Here is an 18300-nt window from a genome sequence, read left to right on the forward strand (position 1 = left end):
GGCTGCGTAAGTCCTGTATATTTTAGTTCTATAAGTAGTCCAAATAAATAAACGTAAAATACTCGTACCCTTACCTAAAAATAATTTGAGAACTTGACTGTAAGCAGGCTACAGTTTACGAGTACATCCTTAATTGCTAAATGCTAATTCATAATCCAGTGTGATACCAATATAGTTTGTAAGTGAGAAAGATTAGGGTTACTGTAGTCTCCTTCAGGTCTTTTGGAATCCATGAGTCGATCTCCAAAACCTAAACAATCGTACTAGAGCAAGTCAAGCTAACTAGCTTGACTTGCTATGCCCAACAGGTGCGTAATACTTTGTAAACTTGATTAAGGAGGAAATCAAATGGCTACTGTTATTTTCTACGAAAAACCAGGATGCAAAAATAACACAAAGCAAAAAGCTTTGTTGCAAGCAGCAGGACATACCATTGAAGCTCATAATTTGCTGACTACCGCCTGGACAATAGAAACTCTACGCCCATTTTTTGGGGATTTACCAGTTGTAGAATGGTTTAATTATACCGCACCTCGAATTAAATCAGGGGAGATACTTCCCGACGAATTGAATACAGAAAAGGCTTTGAATCTGATGATTAATGACCCTCTGTTGATTCGTCGTCCGCTTATGCAAGTTGGCGATCGCCGGGAAGTAGGTTTTGAGCAAGATAAAATTGCTAGCTGGATTAGTTTAGAAGCCGCAGATGCCTCTGGGCAAATTGTTCGAGATCGATTGATTCAGGAAGATTTACAAACTTGTCCTAATAGCCATCAGCCCCATTCTATTGCTTGTAAGGTTGCCGAATGCTAATTATGCACTCTCTACCTCAATCATTAGTCCTCCCTGAGCATCCTAGCCTAAGCGCCCCTTATTATTCTCTTCCCTAGCCCTGAGCATCGTAGCCCCTAGCCCCTATTATTCTCTTTCCCATTTATTGAGGATTTTTTTATGAAAACGTCCATATTTCCCCCTGACGATCTTGCTCCTATTCCAACATCTCTAGATCGAATCTTGCAGTCACAGCTTGAGGAAGCCGTGAGTTACTATTTCTATGCAGGTTGCGATCGCATCACCCAGACCCTCTTAAGTCAGTGTGAGTGGTCAATAGAAACTCTGGATGTACCAACATTGACAATTACCTGTCCTAATGCTGAAACATACTGGCATCTTGTTAGCAACATTAAAGGTATCAGCGATTATTTATCGCGCGTGACTCGTCCCAGCAGAATTGAGGTGCTTCCTAAAGACAAGAAAAATTTTTACTTTGAAGTTGAAATTGGTGCATGAGTCGGGAACAACTAAAACCTTATAACTTCTTCTTCCAGCCTGTTGAACTCGCCAACTAAAAATAAAGCGATCGCTCTTTTTTTCAAAAAGCGATCGCCAATATCAGTTACTAGAAATCAGTTGCAAAAAGCTAGCATAATCTAACCAATAACAACCCAAAAAACAAATGCACCCAACACCATTTCCCTACTAGAAATCTTGGGGTAACAAAGAACTCAAGCGATCTAATAAAGGGTCAGGCTCCCGACGTAGAGCCTCAACCTCAGCATCCGGCTCTACAGCAAAATGCTCCTCCGGTTCAGGCTCTACCCGTCTAGGCTCTACCGCCATAGCAACTTGGGCAAACTTAGTATTGACACTTGCCTGCAACTGTTCTAGCTGTTCGCTAAGTTTAGTCAGGTGGCGTTCCAACCCCTCCACACGGCTAATTTCCTCAGCAGAAACATTGAGCTCAAACTCAGCAAACTTGAGCTGAAGTTCAGCAATCCGCTGTTCCAACCGCTGAAAACTAGGAGTAGGCCCAGCAGACTCAGAAACAGATAAAAACTGCCACAAAGCCTGCTTGCAGAGATTGCTGAAAGTTTGGTACTGAGTCAGGACTAACTCTTTTTCGATAGCCGCCAACAAAGTTTGATCCGCAGCATCCTCCGTAAATGCGACCGAGAAATTCCCCTTATTTTTTGCCCAGAGTGCCATAGGGTTCAAGCCTTATTCTGTTACTTATTTCAATGTAGCTAGCTGGGCCTCTGCATAGATATACTGTCCCAAAGCATTAGCTTCGCGCGTCGGCTTAGCCAAGTGAGCCTTAAGATTAGCCTCTTCAACCAGTGGTTTGAGAACTTCCCAGAAAAATTCACCACCGCCACCAGTGAAAACAACATCAGTTACCCGCTCTGGCAGCCATTCCATCAACCGCTCAGAGAGCTCAGTAGCAAAACTTTTACGCAGCGTAGGCAGAATTTCATCTAAATTAATCTGCTTATTCGAGCCTCTTGGCCTGTAGAAGCGCTTACCCTCTTCTTTGTGAACAGATTCCAACAGCGACAGAGATTGAGGGTCTGCCTTACCTCCAGTCTTGGCAATCACTTGTTCAGTAACTTGTTCGTAGAACTTGTTCATTGCCAAAGAATCGCTCTTGGAAACGGCCCGCGCAAAACGGAAACGGTCTACCATCAGAAAATCAGTAGTTTGGTGTCCAATATCCACAACAGCTACCGACAACTCCGGCAACTCCGGCGAAAATTCCTTATTGTCTTGAGCTTCGCACCAGATCAAACTGCCAAACCCTTCGGGCATTACCCAAACTTGGCGAATGTCAATCTCAACGCGATTTCCTCGATAAACCAGAACATGGGGAGCCTTTAGTTGGCTGATAATCTGTTCCTTTTCCTTCTCAAACTGCTCCTGGGAATAGAAAGGCAGACCCAGCACAACAGCCAACTCGCCCTTCATCTGAAAGTATCCAACACAGGAAAAAACCTTGACCAGTGCATCTACTACCTTCGATTGGTCAGCGGTGCCAAGATGAGCGCCAAAGTCGGCAGCTAGTTGACCGATCGCGTACCCGTTGCCCTGGTACTCTAGCCACATATCCAATAGGGGGTCTGTAGCCTTAGATTCAAAACTACCGCCCCGTACCTTCTCAACTGACTCCTTGGCAACATTAGACGGGATGAAAACCACGCCATTCGGATTGCGGCTCACACAAGCTTTAGTGGCTGTCCGGCCCAAGTCAGCGCTGAGAATGTTTTTAGTCGAATCAGCTACCTGTCTGGCGAGCATAGCTGGATTGGGAACAAGCTGTCTAGTTGTTGTCATTATAAATGTGTTACCTCACTGAGCCTCACCATTATCATGCCTTATCCCTTGACACTGCCAGAGTTAAAAGCAGCAAGTTTTGTGGCGATTCTTATAACTTTACCCAGATCGGCTTTCAATTGAGCATCGGATCTCCAATTCTCCTGCGATCCCTCACTCAAGAGCTCCCCCGCCCCCCGCTCCTCTATTCCCCCGCTTGCTCTAAAACCTATTGTTAAGTTAAATTTAGTTAAGATTCTGAGTGTTAAGCTCCGCTGCACTTCCCCAGCGCTGCGCTTTTATCTGATTTATCCACTCTTAGAGCTAATTGCATTTGTCAGTAACTCAGGGCTAAAGCCACTGAGCTTGTAAGAGCAAGTCTCAAAGCAAGCTATTCTGACCAGCCTAAGTCTTAACGACTACGTTATTTGGGTCACGACACCCCGGAATCCGAAGCTAGTTCCCTGCTCTGTCGTTTGCAATTAAACAGTTCTAAAGTCACTGGAACAGTGTTGCAAGCCTAACAAGCCCTTATAACATTGGCGAAGCTAACATTACCCCGCAAGGGAGGCCTAACAAAGGCAACCATTATGCGTACAGGATTGCGAGGTTTGAGATGGTAATTGTCCCATCGAAAGTACATTACAAAAGTACACCAAGCTAAGCAATTCCAAGGCGGTAATGGATACGAAGATTCACGGTGGTTAAAACCACCCGCGTCGTTTCCTTCTCAGGTCTAAAGACTCTGAGTTTCGCACTTACCGAGCTTTTTTATGAAAATAACGTGGAAAACTGCACTACTTTGGACTTTACCAGCTTTAGTCATCGGATTTTTCCTGTGGCAAGGGGCCTTTGCTGCTTCCCCCACAGATATGAGCAAGAATACTGCTAGTACCCGGATGAGCTATGGCAGATTCTTGGAGTACCTTAACGCCAGTAGAGTAACTAGCGTTGACCTCTATGAAGGGGGTCGCACGGCTATTGTGGAGGCGATCGATCCAGAATTGGATAATCACGCGCAGCGGTGGCGGGTAGATTTGCCAGCAAATGCTCCTGAATTGATTTCTCAACTCAGGGATGCCAATATTGCTTTTGATACTCACCCTACACGCAATGACGGCGCACTCTGGAGCTTAGTAGGAAACTTAGTTTTCCCGATTCTGTTGATCGCAGGTTTGTTTTTTCTCTTCCGCCGCAGCAATAATGTCCCCGGTGGGCCTGGTCAAGCGATGAATTTCGGGAAATCGAAGGCTCGTTTCCAAATGGAGGCTAAAACGGGTGTTGTCTTCGGTGATGTGGCTGGAGTTGAAGAAGCGAAAGAAGAACTTGAAGAAGTGGTGACATTTCTGAAAAAGCCGGAACGATTTACTGCTATTGGCGCGAAGATTCCTAAAGGTGTGTTGCTTGTCGGCCCTCCCGGAACTGGTAAAACTTTGCTGGCAAAGGCGATCGCAGGTGAAGCGGGTGTTCCTTTCTTCAGCATCTCTGGTTCGGAATTTGTGGAGATGTTTGTCGGTGTTGGTGCTTCCCGCGTTCGGGACTTGTTTAAGAAGGCTAAGGAAAATGCTCCTTGTATTATCTTTATTGATGAAATCGATGCTGTAGGCCGTCAGCGGGGTGCAGGTATTGGTGGCGGTAACGATGAACGGGAACAGACTCTCAACCAATTGCTGACGGAAATGGACGGTTTTGAGGGCAATACTGGGATTATTATCATTGCGGCTACTAACCGCCCTGATGTACTTGACTCTGCTTTGCTGCGTCCGGGTCGGTTCGATCGCCAGGTGTCGGTGGATACGCCGGATATTAAGGGTCGCTTAGAAATCTTAGAGGTTCACGCTCGAAATAAGAAACTGGGTGCGGATATTTCTTTGGATGCGATCGCCCGCCGTACTCCTGGCTTTACTGGTGCTGATTTGGCGAATTTGCTCAATGAAGCAGCGATTTTAACCGCTCGTCGTCGTAAGGATGCGATTACGATGTTGGAGGTTGATGACGCTGTAGACCGCGTTGTGGCGGGTATGGAAGGTACTCCTTTGGTTGATAGCAAGAGCAAGCGTTTAATCGCTTATCACGAAATTGGCCACGCGATCGTGGGTACGATTATTAAAGCTCACGATCCCGTACAGAAGGTGACTTTAGTTCCTCGCGGACAAGCACGGGGTTTGACTTGGTTTATGCCAAGTGAAGACCAAGGATTGATTTCGCGATCGCAAATTCTCGCCCGGATTATGGGCGCTTTAGGTGGTCGCGCCGCCGAAGAAGTAGTTTTCGGCGATGCTGAAGTTACTACTGGTGCAGGTAACGATTTGCAGCAGGTAACGGGAATGGCCCGGCAAATGGTAACTCGCTTTGGGATGTCCGATTTAGGGCCGATGTCTCTGGAAGCACAACAGAGTGAAATCTTTTTGGGTCGGGACTACACAGCGCGATCGGAGTATTCTGAAGAAATCGCCTCTCGCATTGATGGTCAAGTCCGGTCAATAGTCGATCATTGCTATAACGAAGCTCGCCGAATTATCCGCGAAAATCGCACAGTCATTGACCGTTTAGTTGACCTGTTGATCGAGAAAGAAACAATCGACGGTGAAGAGTTCCGCCAAATTGTTGCTGAGTACACTTTTGTGCCTGAAAAAGAGGAGTATGTGCCTCAGTTATAGGGGCGGATAAAGAAACCGGGTTTCTTAGAAAAATCTCAGATTCTCTGCGAGATATCTAGCCAGAAACCCGGTTTCTAGTTTCTAGTCTTTTTGGGCGTAAATCCTGTATAGGATTTCTAGTAAAAAACAGCTAATTCTATGAACATTAGTCTTACACCTGAACAGGAAAAGTTTATTGATTTACAAATAAAAAGCGGTGGCTATTCTTCTGCTGATGAAGTAATTGCACAGGCATTGCAACTGCTTCAAGAAAGCTACCGTAATTCGGTTGAACAGCGACTGGAAGAATTACAACAGAAAATAGCAAGTGCAACTGAACAAATAACCAAAGGACAACTAACGGACGGCGAAATAGTTTTTGCCAGAATCCAGGAAAAAATTCGCCTGCTTTCTGAGGCTCAGCCAGAAACATGAGTAGCTACAATTTTACAGATGATGCAATCCAAGATATAAATGAAATTTGCGATTACCTATTCACTAAAAAAAAATTATAATGCCGCTAGCCGCTTTTTTGATACACTAAGGCAGAAATGTAAACTTGTGGCAAATTTTCCCAATATGGGAAAAAGTTACGAGTATATATCACCCAACTTGCGTGGTTTTATAGTTGATGATTATAGCAACCGCCCAGTCGCTTAGGACGTTCTGATTTCCTGCCACTATAGATTCTATTCCCTTCTTCCCCTAGCCCCTAGTCCCTAGCCCCTAGCCCCTAGCTATATATCATTTTCTACTATCCCACAGAAGCGGGAATTAATGTTGCTCGTATCTTGAGTGGTTATCGCGACTTTGAGCCTATTTTTTCGCCAAACAGCGACAACTAAATCTACAAATTTCGCAAAGTATCGACCATCAAATTAGATTACACACGACAAATGATAAATCCAGCAGAGTATCGGCAACGGCGCGAACAGTTCATGGCTAAAATTGGCAGCGGAACCGCAGTATTTCGCAGTGCCCCAATGGCAGTAATGCACAATGATGTCGAATATGCCTATCGCCAAGATAGCGATTTTTTATACTTAACTGGTTTCAATGAGGCCTCCGCTGTAGCAGTATTTGCACCCCACCACGAAGAACACAAATTTGTACTATTTGTCCAGCCAAAAGACCCCGAAAAAGAAACTTGGCATGGCTATCGCGCTGGCGTAGAAGGCGCAAAAGAAATCTACGGTGCAGATGAAGCTTATCCGATTAATGAGTTGGATGAAAAACTACCTCAATATTTAGAAAAAGCAGAGCGAATTTACTATCATTTAGGACGCGATCGAGTTTTCAACGAAACTCTCCTCAAACACTGGCAGCGCTTAATGGCAACCTATCCAAAACGTGGTACAGGCCCAACAGCCATTGAAGATTCTAACATAATTTTACACCCAATGCGCCTCGTTAAAAGCGAAACTGAATTAGCATTAATGCGGAAAGCCGCTGATATTTCAGTTGAAGCTCACAATCACGCAATGCAATTCGCAAAACCGGGGCGTTACGAGTATGAAATCCAAGCAGAAATCGAGCATATCTTTCGCCTGCGGGGTGGAAATGGCCCTGCTTACCCTTCAATTGTTGCATCAGGTCGTAACTCTTGTATTCTCCACTATATTGAAAATAATCGTCAACTTCAAGAGGGAGACTTATTACTAATTGATGCAGGTTGCGCTTACGACTACTATAACGCCGACATTACCCGCACATTTCCCATAGGTGGCAAATTTACTCCCGAACAAAAGACAATTTACGAATTAGTTTTAGAGGCACAATTACAAGCAATTGCCGAAGTTAAACCCGGAAATCCTTACAGCAAAGTTCACGAAAATGCTGTGCGAGTTCTAGTACAAGGTTTAATGGATTTAGGCCTCCTGTGTGGTGACATTGAAGAGATAATTAAAGAAGAGAAATACAAGCCATTTTATATGCACCGGACTGGACATTGGTTAGGGTTAGATGTTCACGATGTCGGCGTTTATCAGTACGGCGAAAATCCCCAACTTTTGCAACCAGGACAAGTTTTGACAGTCGAACCGGGAATTTATATCTCTCCAGAAATAAAACCAGTAGAAGGACAACCAGAAGTCGATCGAAAATGGCGCGGAATTGGCATCCGTATAGAAGACGATGTGTTAGTAACAGTAGATGGTCATCAAGTTTTGACAGCCGCAGTACCTAAATCTGTAGAATCATTAGAATGGTAATGATTATCTAAATAGTCACTTTTACTGATTTGGAATTAACCCATCAGATTTAAAATCCGATTTCTACCCCCTTTAAAAATGTTCCGATGAGAGGGGAATACAGAAATTGGCTTTTTTATGTAGTTGCATTTATTTAATCCTAAAGTTAGATGCAAAATTTGCAATTTTATGTGTTCCCACATTTATAAAAAATTTTCCAATCAGCTTTAAAAGCGAGTAAATTCAGAACTTTACATATACTTGCGGTTTTTACTTAGGCTAGCAATCATTGTGATACCAAAACTCGTAGTAATACGCAAAGGTAACAAGCCAAATTTCCTCTTTTCCTGCCAGAATTCGCAATATCAATGCTGATAAACTAGGGATATAACCATTGCTACTGCAAAAATACTTTTGAAAACTTTTTCTTTTCTACCTCCCCATTTAACCAAATCTAGCGCGAAAGAGTTGCATTAACTTTGAGCTATAGTTTTTACGTGAATTTACGCAAATACTAAATCAGGAAACTTTATAAAAAAATTTACTTTATTTGGGAACTAACTTTTTTTACCTCTAGTCATAGTCAATATATTAGGTGCATCTCAAAAGCAGCAAATATATCTGTTGCATAACTCCATATACCCACAAAAATTGTGGGTAAAAGTTGTTTTAACTTCTGGGGTATTGAGATGCACTTGTTTTTTTGACTAGCTTTCTTCTACTTAATTTGTGAGGTATTCTATGGACTTAGAAAATCAACAATTAGGAACTACACCTAGTCCTATATCAAGCGATCCTGTAGGAACTACACCTAGTCCTATATCAAGCGATCCTGTAGGAACTACACCTAGTCCTATATCAAGCGATCCTGTAGGAACTACACCTAGTCCTATATCAAGCGATCCTGTAGGAACTACACCTAGTCCTATATCAAGCGATCCTTTAGGAACTACAACTAGCCCCATATTAAGCGATCCTTTAGGAACTACAACTAGCCCCATATTAAGCGATCCTTTAGGGACTACAACTAGCCCCATATCAGATAACAATTCGACTGGGACTTCCACAAGTTTCACCCCAATTTTCACCACAACCGCTATCGATGATAGTTCTACTGGAGTTACCCTTGACTCCCTGTATGATGAAACAACTTATCTGGAACAAAATCCAGACATCAAAGAGGCCATTAAAGAAGGTAAATTCAAAAATGGTAAGGATCACTTCGACAAATTTGGTAAAAAAGAGCAGCGCGAATTTAGCTTCATTTTTAGCGCCAAATACTATCTTGCTGCTAACAAAGATGTAGATGAAGCTTACCAAAAAGGAGATGTCAAAGATCCTGTAGAACACTTCCTTAAGTTTGGTCAATACGAAGTCCAACGCGAGACTAGCATCTTCTTCAGCAGTAGCTATTATCAAGAGAAGAACATCAGCGTCCAAGACGCTATAGGAAAAGGGGAAGTGAAAAGTGTTGGCGAACACTTTATCAAGTTTGGGATCAAACAAGAACTTAGCTTCTCTGCAATATTCGAGAGCGAATTTTACCTCAAGAAATATCCCGGAGTCAAAGAAGCGATTGACAAAGGCGAAATTAAGAGCGCCGCAGAGCACTTCTTAAAATACGGGATGGAAGAAGGAAGAATTTGCACTTCCTTATTCGACAAAAACTATTACAAAGCTAAATATCCCGACGTTGACGACAAGATCAAAAAAGGTAAATTCAAAAGTGCCTTTCAACAATGGCTTAAAGAAGGATATTTTGAGGGTTTTAGCCCCAACGCCCTGATCGATCTTAGCTATTACGAACAAGAAAATCCCGGTGCAGACAAAGACATCAAAAGCGGCAAATTTATCAATCTCCTCGACCAATTCCTCAAAAAAGGATTAAAGGAAGGATTTAGCGCCAATGCCATCTTTGATATCGAATTCTACGGAGAAAAGCATTCAGAAGCAAAGGATGCTGTCAAGTCAGGGAAATATAGCAGTCTGTTTGAATATTTCCTCAAAGAAGGTCTCCAAAAAGGTGATATCAGCACTTCCTTATTCGATGAAGAATTTTACAAGGAACAACATCCAGAAGCACTGGAAGCTGTTAAATCCGGTAAATACAAAACCATCTTTGAATACTTCCTCCAAGAAGGAATGGTCAAAGGTGATAACCCCAATGCTCTCTTTGATACCGAATTTTATTTAGACAGCGATTCCGAAGCAGCTACCGCTATCCGTTCGGGCAAATACAAAAATGCCCTTGAATACTTCCTCAAAGTGGGGATGGCAAAAGGCGACACAACTAGCCCCCTATTTGACGCTGATTTTTATCTAGAAACTAACGCAGAAGCATCCGCCGCCGTCAAGTCAGGGAAATATAAGAGTGCCTTTGAATACTTCTTGAAAGTAGGATTTGGCAAAGGAGACATCCCCACAGCCCTTTTCGATGGCGACTTTTACAGTCAGCAAAATATTGATGTAGACATCGATATCAAAGGCGGGAAGTTCAAGAATAAATTTGAACACTTCCTCAAAAAAGGGATTAAAGAAGGATTAAACTTCAATCCTCTGATCGATGTCAATTTTTATATCCAGCAAAATGCCGAAGTAGACATCGACATTAAAGCCGGTAAATTCAAGAACAAAATTGAACACCTGCTCAAAAAAGGTCTGAAAGAAGACTTGAAGATCAGCGTTTGGTTTGATAAAGACTTCTACATTAAGCAAGGTAGCGAACTAGGCGATCGCATCGGCAAAGGTAAATTCAAGAGCGCCTTCTACGACTTTATCAGCAAAGGCATCTTTGAAGACAAAAGCCCCATTTCCTTTTTTGATGTCGCCTACTATCGGCAGAACTTCAAAGTTGAAGGCAAGAGTAGCTTCCTCTTCTTCCTCAAAACTGGGGCGGCACGCGGCGACATCCCCACCACCAACATCAATAGCTTTATCCAGTTTATCCAGCAAAATCAGTTAACTGTCATCATCAACCTCCCCGGAAATATCCCAGGAAATGACAACCCTGAAACACCACAACAAGGTGATATTACTTGGACGGGTACAAACGGGCCTGACAGAAAACAAGGATTTGCTGGCAATGATAACTTCGACGGCCGAGGTGGCAACGACTTCCTATTCAGCGGGCCAGGCAATGATTTCCTCCAAGGCGGCGAAGGTAACGACTTCCTTGACGGCGAACAGGGTAACGACACTCTCGTTGGCGGCCCCGACAACGATACACTATGGGGCGGTCAAGGAAATGATTCCCTCTTAGGTGGTGCTGGCAACGACTTCCTGTTAGGCGAACAGGGCGAAGATACCCTCAAAGGCGAAGCTGGCAACGACACGCTCCTGGGCGCTCAAGGAACTGATTTGCTCGAAGGTGGAGAAGGTAACGACTCCCTCAGTGGCGGAGAAGGTGCCGATGTCTTTGTCTTCGGCACAAATGTTGGCAGCGATATCATCTCAGATTTCGTCAGCTCTAGCGATAAGCTGCAAATCACTTCCTCTGGAACTGTGAGCGTATCGTTCACCGGTTCTTCTGCTGTGCTGAACTTAAACAATAACGGCACTATCACGCTTTTGGGTGTCACATCTCTGGGAGCAAACGATATCCAAATCCTGGGCGGTGGTTCTGTGATTGGTCTGACAAGCAGCACACCAAATCTGACCACTGTGACTGGTTACGGAGATTACAGCACCTTCACAGGCCCAATATTCTTCGATGGCTCCACCGGCACAGGCGGTTCAGTGACAGGTACAGCTTTTGCTGACATCTTCTCTGGTGGTTCCGGTGCAGATATCTTTAATGGCGGTTCCGGTGCAGACTTGTTCTACGGCGGTTCTGGCGCTGATATCTTCAGCGGCGGTGCTGGCAATGACACCTTCAATGGTGGTGCTGGCGATGACACCTTCACAGGTGGCGATGGTGCTGATGTCTTTGTCTTCGGCACAACTGTGGGCTTAAACGAAGGCAACGATATCATCTCAGATTTCGTTAGCTCTACTGATAAGCTGCAAATCACTTCCTCTGGAACTGTGAGCGTATCGTTCACTGGTTCTTCTGCTGTGCTGAACTTGAACAATAACGGCACTCTCACGCTGTTAGGTGTCACCTCTCTGGGAGCAAGCGATATCGAAATCCTTGGTGGTGGTTCTGTAATTGGTCTAACGAGTGCAACTCAGACAACATTGGCAGCTTATGGAGATTACAGCACCTTCACAGGGCCGATATTCTTCGATGGTTCTACTGGTACTGGCGGTTCAGTTACAGGTACAGCTTTTGCTGACATCTTCTCTGGCGGTTCCGGCGCAGACAATTTCTCTGGCGGTTCCGGCGCAGACTTGTTCTACGGTGGTGCTGGCGCTGATACCTTCAGCGGCGGTGCTGGCGATGACACCTTCAGTGGTGGTGCTGGCAATGACTCTTTGAGTGGTGGCGATGGTGCTGATGTCTTTGTCTTCGGCACAACTGTGGGCTTAAACGAAGGCAGCGATACTATCTCTGGTTTTGCGACTGGTACTGATAAGCTGCAAATCACTTCCTCTGGAACGGTAAGCGTATCCTTCAGCGGTGGCGATGCTGTGTTGAACTTGAACAATAACGGCACTGTCACGCTCTTGGGTGTCACCTCTCTGGGAACAAGCGATATCCAAATCCTCGGCGGTGGTTCTCTGATTGGCCTGACGAGCACCACAGCAACTCAGACAACTTTGACTGCTTATGGAGATTACAGCACCTTTACAGGGCCGATATTCTTTGATGGCTCTAGTACTACTGGTGGCTCAGTCACGGGTACAGCTTTTGCTGACATCTTCAAAGGTGGTTCGGGCGCAGACAATTTCTCTGGCGGTTCCGGTGCAGACTTGTTCTACGGTGGTGCTGGCGCTGACACCTTCAGCGGCGGGTTAGGCGACGATACCTTCACTGGTGGTGAAGGCAATGACTCTTTGAGTGGTGGCGACGGTGCCGATGTCTTTGTCTTCGGCACAACTGTGGGCTTAAACGAAGGCAGCGATACTATCTCCGGTTTTGCGACTGGTACTGATAAGCTGCAAATCACTTCCTCTGGAACGGTAAGCGTATCCTTCAGCGGTGGCGATGCTGTGTTGAACTTGAACAATAACGGCACTGTCACGCTCTTGGGTGTCACTTCTCTGGGAACAAGCGATATCCAAATCTTGGGCGGTGGTTCTCTCAGCACTACAACCGCAGCTAACACGACTCCTATCACCTTCAATGCTTCTGCTCCTGGCGTTTACGACTTCAGCGGCAGTACCGTAGCTGTGAACTTTGTCGGTAGCTCTGGCATCAATAATGTGACGGCTACTGCTTACGCTGATACGCTCTACGGCTTTGAGGGTGATGACATCTTCAACGGCGGTTCTGGTGCGGACATTATCAGCGGTGGTTCTGGTGCTGACTTGCTGACTGGCGGCGCAGGCAATGATGTCTTTGTTTACAGCTCTACCAGTGAGGGTGGCGATACGATTACCGACTTCGTGACAGGTGATGTATTGCGCTTCAGCTCTGCAAACTTCGGCGGCTTCACTTCTATTATCTACCAGGCTGCTGCTAATACTAGCGTTAGCGTTGTGGATGTTAATTTTGTGGACTTCAGCGGAGTTGCCTCTATCACTTCTCTGGCGCAGGCGATCGATCAGTTCGCTGTTCAGTCAGGTGCTTCTGGGCCTGCTTTCATCCTGTATAACAGCGGTGCAGGTAGCGCATTGGCCTTTGATTCTAATGGCACTACTGCTGGCGGCGGCTTCAATATCACCAACTTCAGTGGTGTAGTGACTCTGGCGGCAAATAACTTTACTTTGTTGTAAAGTTCGGCAGCTAAATACTAAATCCGGGTTTGATATTCCCTCGATTGTTTGGCGATTGAAATCGCTACTACACACACAAAGTCCGCCTACGCGGACTAAAGAAGAAAGGGGTATTTAACCTGGATTTGGTATAAAAAGTTGAGCGGGTAATGCTTGTCTGACTTAAAGTTGGCAAAGGTGCGATCGATCTTATTGGGCGATCGCACCTTTGTTTTTTAGGTAAGGGAAAAGAGGGGCTAGGGGCTAGGGACTAGGGAAGAAGAAGAGGGGCTAGGAGCTAGGGACTAGGGGCTAGGGAAGAAGGGAAGAAGGGAAGAAAGGAATAGAATTAATGGTTTTCTGAATTCAGAATGTCTTAAATGCCTTAGCGATCGCGCTATACGTAAAATCATTGGTAACGCCGCCAACAGGCGCGGTAAAGTCACTGCCAAGATTCGGGCATTACGTGAGAAGTGCATAAATCGTATTTAAAAAAAGATTTAAGTTAACCTAGCTATAGCAACCTTCTTGGCAGTTAGGACACTCCCTCATTACTAAAACCCGCTTATTCCATTCCCTTCTTCCCTAGTCTCTAGCCCCTCTATTCTCCTTCTTCCCTAACCCTGAGCATCGTAGTCTCTAGCCCCTCTTTTCCCCTTCTTCCCTAGCCCCTAGCCCCTAGCCCCTAGCCCCTCTTCTAGTATGCTCCCCCGGATCAAAGATTTAGCTTCTACTCTCACACCTCGCTTGATTGAAATTCGCCGTCACATCCATTCACACCCGGAACTCAGCGGTTGTGAATACCAAACCTCTGCCTATGTAGCAGGTGTTTTGTCTTCCTGCGGCCTTCATGTCCAAGAATCGATTGGTAAAACTGGTGTAATTGGGGAACTCAAAGGCGCAAAGGAGACCGGCGAGTGGCTGGGGATTCGCACGGATATGGATGCTTTGCCGATTCAAGAGCGAACTGATTTAGATTTCACCTCTCGTAAATCGGGAGTGATGCACGCTTGTGGTCATGATGTCCATACCACTGTCGGTTTAGGTACAGCAATGGTACTGTCTCAGTTAGCAGAATCGCTCAAAGGTCACGTCCGCTTCTTATTTCAGCCAGCAGAGGAGATTGCTCAAGGTGCTAGCTGGATGATTAAAGATGGTGCAATGCAGGATGTGAAGGCAATTCTGGGGTTGCACGTTTTCCCTAGTATTCCCGCAGGTTCAGTGGGAATTAGACATGGGGCTTTGACGGCGGCGGCGGATGATTTAGAATTGACGATTGTGGGAGAATCTGGTCATGGGGCGCGGCCGCACGAAGCGATCGATGCGATTTGGATTGCTTCGCAGGTGATTACTACTTTGCAACAGGCGATCGCGCGGACACAAAATCCTTTAAGGCCAGTCGTGTTGACAATTGGACAAATTAGTGGTGGGAGAGCTCCAAATGTGATTGCCGATCGCGTCAAATTGCTCGGAACCGTGCGATCGCTTCACCCTGAAACCCACGAATCTCTGCCCGCTTGGATTGAACAAATCGTGTCGAATATTTGCCGCGCTTACGGTGCTAATTACGAGCTTAGTTACAAGCGAGGCGTGCCCGGAGTCCAAAATGACCCCGCCCTCACCCAATTAGTAGAAGGTTGCGCCTTGGAAGCTTGGGGGCGATCGCGCGTGCAAATTTTACCAGAACCATCTCTCGGTGCGGAAGATTTTTCTATGTACCTCGCATCCGCCCCCGGTATGATGTTTCGTCTGGGAGTCGGACACAAAGACAAACCCAATTACCCCCTACATCACCCCCAATTTGATGTCGATGAATCCGCCATTTTTACCGGCGTTGTCACCTTAGCTTATGCCGCTTACAAATACTGGCAACAGGCTTAAATAAGGAAGAAGGAAGAAGGAAGAAGGAAGAAGGAAGAAGGAAGAAGGAAGAAGGAAGAAACAAAAAGAGCTATGATGGCAACAATTAAAAACCTCATTCTTTGATGCTTGATTAAAAATTAGTTAAGTAAATCTACAGAATTAAACGTAAAAAAATGACTAAAAAGTTACCATTTTATGTCCTTTACCTTCTCTCCTAGACAAGTAAATTCTTCTTCCTTCTTTCTTCTTCCTTCTTCCCTCTTCCTTCTAGTTACCTCCGAAGATAGATGAGTTATTATCAACCTCGTTAGTATATTAGGAAAAATCAATTACATTTTTCTGATATGGCTTCATCCCAACCGCTGAAAGGCATTGAATTAATCGATTGTGCAAAAGCTAACGCCAAACAGGGAATTGAAACAGCCGCGCATTTGTGTGGCTACGGTTCCGAACTCAACATCTTTGGCCGCGAACTCAAACTTGCTTGCCAGAACATCGGTGTAGAGATTAAGGAATTAAGCGATTTAATCACAGATCAGCAAACAATCAAAGAAGGTCAAGGCATTGAAGTAGCTCCAGATACTCCCTCAGAACTCTAAAGTAAATTATTTTGCCGCCACCGCATTCAGGGGTTGTAATTCAGTTACTAGCTGACTCAGACTTAAATAGGAAATGGGAGTTGACAATTTTGGAATTTTCAGCAGTCTAGGAATATTTTCTAGCAATATTTTTGCTAGGAGCTAGGGAAAAAATTGAAGAGAAATAAAATAGAATAAAAGTAAGTTCGATGAATTTTTATTTTCAAAGGTGAGGCTGCCGACTTCAAAAACACTCTAGAAATTCAGGACTTACGCACCCAACTACAGAAACCGGATTTTTTGACGAAAATATTTCGTTGTTACCCACAGATGCTCTCAAAAACCAGGTTTCTGGAGCCATGAGCGTAAGTCCTAAAATTGACAGTATTACCTGGGAGTTAACTTCTGACATTGCCGCCTCTTCCGAGAGCGGTGTACAATTTAGCGAGGCTATACAAATTCTTGACACTCTTAGCGAGTCAAGCGACTGAGATTATTAAGAAATTGCGTTCTTAATATCCCTATTGCTAGGGTTCCTGGGCGCAATCCTGTTGCCAAAAAATGGTGGGCTGCTATCCTTGTCTTTCACCAAACTCAGAGAAGCATTTAGGGATTTATTCAATCCCAGGTTTCGCGGAGTCCCAGCGTACCTTTAACGTGATAGGCATTAAATCCCAGGCTTGCGCCTGTGTATCCATCTCACTATTTTAGTTTAGTAGCTTTTGACTATTTGGCGCTGCTAAGAATGATAATCTTCTTTCCTCAATGCTCGAAGCAACTGGATAGGTTAAGAGCGATCGAGCTAAGGTTAAATTTAATACTAATGCAGGCACTGGCACTACATCATCGATCTTGGTCTCAACCGCCCAAGTACACGGAGAAGCCTTAGAGACTTTTTTTAGTAGTGGGAGTGTGCAGGCTCTAAAGGATAAAATAAAGTGTCAAGATGAGCGGATACCGACCAAGCATCAGTCGCGTTTCCAGCCACAGGGTGCTTTCTTGAGGGTGCACAGATTGTTAGGAGGACTCTCGTGTCAGACCAGCAAGACCGAATTTTGGGTTTATTCATACAGGAGGCAAAAGAACACCTCTATACCTTGGAACAGGGTCTCTTGGATTTGCCAGCTACTATGGAAGACCCCGAAAATATTACAGAGATGTTTCGAGCCGCCCATTCGGTCAAAGGAGGCGCGGCTATGCTTAACCTTGACAGTATTAAGACAACTGCTCACCGCCTAGAGGATTGTTTCAAGATTCTCAGAGACGAGCCCGCTACGAAGGTAGACCAAACGTCAGTATCCCTATTTCTCAAGGGGGTTGATACTCTTAAGGAATTGTTTGAGCGTCTGCAAGGGCCTTTTGGGTTGAGGAATGAAGAGGCTAGTGGCATTGTGCAGAAGGTGATGCCAGTTTTTGCTCAACTGGAAAACCATCTTAATGCTTTGGCGAGTGGGAAGGTACCTGCGCCAACTGCGAATTTTGCAGCTCAGGTGATGGCTGTACTCAAAGTGATGTTGCAGCTATTTAAACAGCCAGACTCACCTGCTTCTCGCAAGCAGTTGGTGGCGGGTTGTGCTCGCCTTGAACCTTTGGGAGGAGGGATCGAGACTTGGCAAAGTTTGGTTAAGACTGCAAAGTCTGCGATCGCAAATCCCAAGAACTCTTACAAAATTCTTGCTCCTATAATTATTAAGGAACTTAAGGACGCAGGGGATCTGGTACAAGCTGGTAAAGCGAAAGCGATCGCGCCTTCTAAAAATTTGCAACAATTGGCGGTATTGCAGTCAAAAGCCCCTGCTGGTAAAACTTCGGTATCACCACAGGCCGAGGTCGCATCCCCAACATCAGCTTCTAAGCAGATTACTATCCCCGCAGAACCGAAGGCGGTAGTTAAGGTTCTGCTCCAAACCTTTAATAAAAAGCAACTCTCGGAAATTGCTAAGTTACTGGTTCAAGCTATCAAATCCTCTCCGTGATGAGGAGCGGGGGAGCAGGGGGGCAGGGGAGCGAGGGAGCAGGGGGGCAGAGGGGCAGAGGGGCAGGGGGGCAGAGGAGCAGGGGGGCAGAGGAGCAGGGGGGCAGAGGGGCAGAGGGGCAGGGGAGCGGGAAGGCAAAAGAATTTATTACTCTAGGAGAGAATGTTGAAGA

General features: G+C 45.2%; 13 protein-coding genes. 11 read left to right on the plus strand and 2 right to left on the minus strand.

Translation table 11 applies throughout. The annotated features are described in order from the left end of the window. The first annotated feature begins 348 nt into the window (after nucleotides 1–348). The gene (locus OSCIL6407_RS0117130; RefSeq protein ID WP_007357421.1) at nucleotides 349–813 is read left to right on the plus strand and encodes an ArsC/Spx/MgsR family protein; all 465 of its coding nucleotides are present in this window, start codon (nucleotides 349–351) and stop codon (nucleotides 811–813) included. Nucleotides 814–951: 138 nt separating this feature from the next. Further along, nucleotides 952–1290, plus strand: coding sequence for a hypothetical protein (locus OSCIL6407_RS0117135; protein ID WP_007357420.1), 339 nt, complete (start codon nucleotides 952–954; stop codon nucleotides 1288–1290). Between the two features lie 189 nt (nucleotides 1291–1479). On the opposite strand, the gene OSCIL6407_RS0117140 is transcribed toward OSCIL6407_RS0117135, so the two are convergent. Together OSCIL6407_RS0117140 and OSCIL6407_RS0117145 are read right to left on the minus strand one after the other, a co-directional pair. Continuing rightward, nucleotides 1480–1986, minus strand: coding sequence for a hypothetical protein (locus OSCIL6407_RS0117140; RefSeq protein ID WP_007357419.1), 507 nt, complete (start codon nucleotides 1984–1986; stop codon nucleotides 1480–1482). Between the two features lie 24 nt (nucleotides 1987–2010). After that, nucleotides 2011–3108 carry a ParM/StbA family protein gene (locus tag OSCIL6407_RS0117145; protein ID WP_007357418.1) on the minus strand — a complete coding sequence of 366 codons (1098 nt, stop codon included), beginning with the start codon at nucleotides 3106–3108 and terminating at the stop codon, nucleotides 2011–2013. A 752-nt stretch (nucleotides 3109–3860) separates the two neighbouring features. Here OSCIL6407_RS0117145 and ftsH2 point away from each other — a divergent pair. The 9 genes from ftsH2 to OSCIL6407_RS0117190 all read left to right on the plus strand — a co-directional run bounded on the left by ftsH2 (nucleotide 3861) and on the right by OSCIL6407_RS0117190 (nucleotide 18128). After that, complete coding sequence (gene ftsH2 / locus OSCIL6407_RS0117155; RefSeq protein WP_007357416.1) at nucleotides 3861–5747, plus strand: ATP-dependent zinc metalloprotease FtsH2; 1887 nt, start codon at nucleotides 3861–3863, stop codon at nucleotides 5745–5747. 138 nt (nucleotides 5748–5885) lie between these two features. After that, nucleotides 5886–6161, plus strand: a complete 276-nt coding sequence (locus OSCIL6407_RS0117160) for a type II toxin-antitoxin system ParD family antitoxin (protein ID WP_007357415.1) — start codon at nucleotides 5886–5888, stop codon at nucleotides 6159–6161. 39 nt (nucleotides 6162–6200) lie between these two features. Further along, the gene (locus OSCIL6407_RS33500; RefSeq protein WP_234708803.1) at nucleotides 6201–6386 is read left to right on the plus strand and encodes a type II toxin-antitoxin system RelE/ParE family toxin; all 186 of its coding nucleotides are present in this window, start codon (nucleotides 6201–6203) and stop codon (nucleotides 6384–6386) included. Between the two features lie 236 nt (nucleotides 6387–6622). After that, nucleotides 6623–7936: an aminopeptidase P N-terminal domain-containing protein gene (locus OSCIL6407_RS0117170; protein ID WP_007357414.1), complete on the plus strand. Its 1314-nt coding sequence runs from the start codon at nucleotides 6623–6625 to the stop codon at nucleotides 7934–7936. Nucleotides 7937–8656: 720 nt separating this feature from the next. Continuing rightward, nucleotides 8657–13732 (plus strand): beta strand repeat-containing protein, encoded by a 5076-nt coding sequence (locus tag OSCIL6407_RS0117175; RefSeq protein ID WP_019487487.1) that lies wholly within the window; start codon nucleotides 8657–8659, stop codon nucleotides 13730–13732. A 681-nt stretch (nucleotides 13733–14413) separates the two neighbouring features. After that, entirely contained in the window at nucleotides 14414–15592 is a 1179-nt protein-coding gene (locus OSCIL6407_RS0117180; protein ID WP_007352830.1) for a M20 family metallopeptidase, read from the plus strand. A 326-nt stretch (nucleotides 15593–15918) separates the two neighbouring features. Further along, nucleotides 15919–16173: a hypothetical protein gene (locus OSCIL6407_RS0117185; RefSeq protein ID WP_007352831.1), complete on the plus strand. Its 255-nt coding sequence runs from the start codon at nucleotides 15919–15921 to the stop codon at nucleotides 16171–16173. A gap of 338 nt (nucleotides 16174–16511) precedes the next feature. Continuing rightward, nucleotides 16512–16643, plus strand: coding sequence for a hypothetical protein (locus OSCIL6407_RS37840; RefSeq protein WP_267879553.1), 132 nt, complete (start codon nucleotides 16512–16514; stop codon nucleotides 16641–16643). Between the two features lie 540 nt (nucleotides 16644–17183). Beyond that, nucleotides 17184–18128 carry an Hpt domain-containing protein gene (locus OSCIL6407_RS0117190; protein WP_007352835.1) on the plus strand — a complete coding sequence of 315 codons (945 nt, stop codon included), beginning with the start codon at nucleotides 17184–17186 and terminating at the stop codon, nucleotides 18126–18128. Nucleotides 18129–18300 lie beyond the last annotated feature (172 nt).

The organism is Kamptonema formosum PCC 6407, from assembly GCF_000332155.1.
In the GTDB taxonomy this organism is placed as follows: domain Bacteria; phylum Cyanobacteriota; class Cyanobacteriia; order Cyanobacteriales; family Microcoleaceae; genus Kamptonema; species Kamptonema formosum.

Bases quoted from the DNA above. Each gene is read 5' to 3' on its own strand.
- OSCIL6407_RS0117185 (WP_007352831.1), top strand. From the start codon at position 15,919: ATGGCTTCATCCCAACCGCTGAAAGGCATTGAATTAATCGATTGTGCA.
- OSCIL6407_RS0117175 (WP_019487487.1), top strand. From the start codon at position 8,657: ATGGACTTAGAAAATCAACAATTAGGAACTACACCTAGTCCTATATCA.
- OSCIL6407_RS0117145 (WP_007357418.1), bottom strand. From the start codon at position 3,108: ATGACAACAACTAGACAGCTTGTTCCCAATCCAGCTATGCTCGCCAGA.
- OSCIL6407_RS0117140 (WP_007357419.1), bottom strand. From the start codon at position 1,986: ATGGCACTCTGGGCAAAAAATAAGGGGAATTTCTCGGTCGCATTTACG.
- OSCIL6407_RS0117170 (WP_007357414.1), top strand. From the start codon at position 6,623: ATGATAAATCCAGCAGAGTATCGGCAACGGCGCGAACAGTTCATGGCT.
- OSCIL6407_RS0117160 (WP_007357415.1), top strand. From the start codon at position 5,886: ATGAACATTAGTCTTACACCTGAACAGGAAAAGTTTATTGATTTACAA.
- OSCIL6407_RS0117130 (WP_007357421.1), top strand. From the start codon at position 349: ATGGCTACTGTTATTTTCTACGAAAAACCAGGATGCAAAAATAACACA.
- OSCIL6407_RS0117180 (WP_007352830.1), top strand. From the start codon at position 14,414: ATGCTCCCCCGGATCAAAGATTTAGCTTCTACTCTCACACCTCGCTTG.
- OSCIL6407_RS37840 (WP_267879553.1), top strand. From the start codon at position 16,512: ATGAGCGTAAGTCCTAAAATTGACAGTATTACCTGGGAGTTAACTTCT.
- OSCIL6407_RS0117135 (WP_007357420.1), top strand. From the start codon at position 952: ATGAAAACGTCCATATTTCCCCCTGACGATCTTGCTCCTATTCCAACA.
- OSCIL6407_RS33500 (WP_234708803.1), top strand. From the start codon at position 6,201: ATGAAATTTGCGATTACCTATTCACTAAAAAAAAATTATAATGCCGCT.
- ftsH2 (WP_007357416.1), top strand. From the start codon at position 3,861: ATGAAAATAACGTGGAAAACTGCACTACTTTGGACTTTACCAGCTTTA.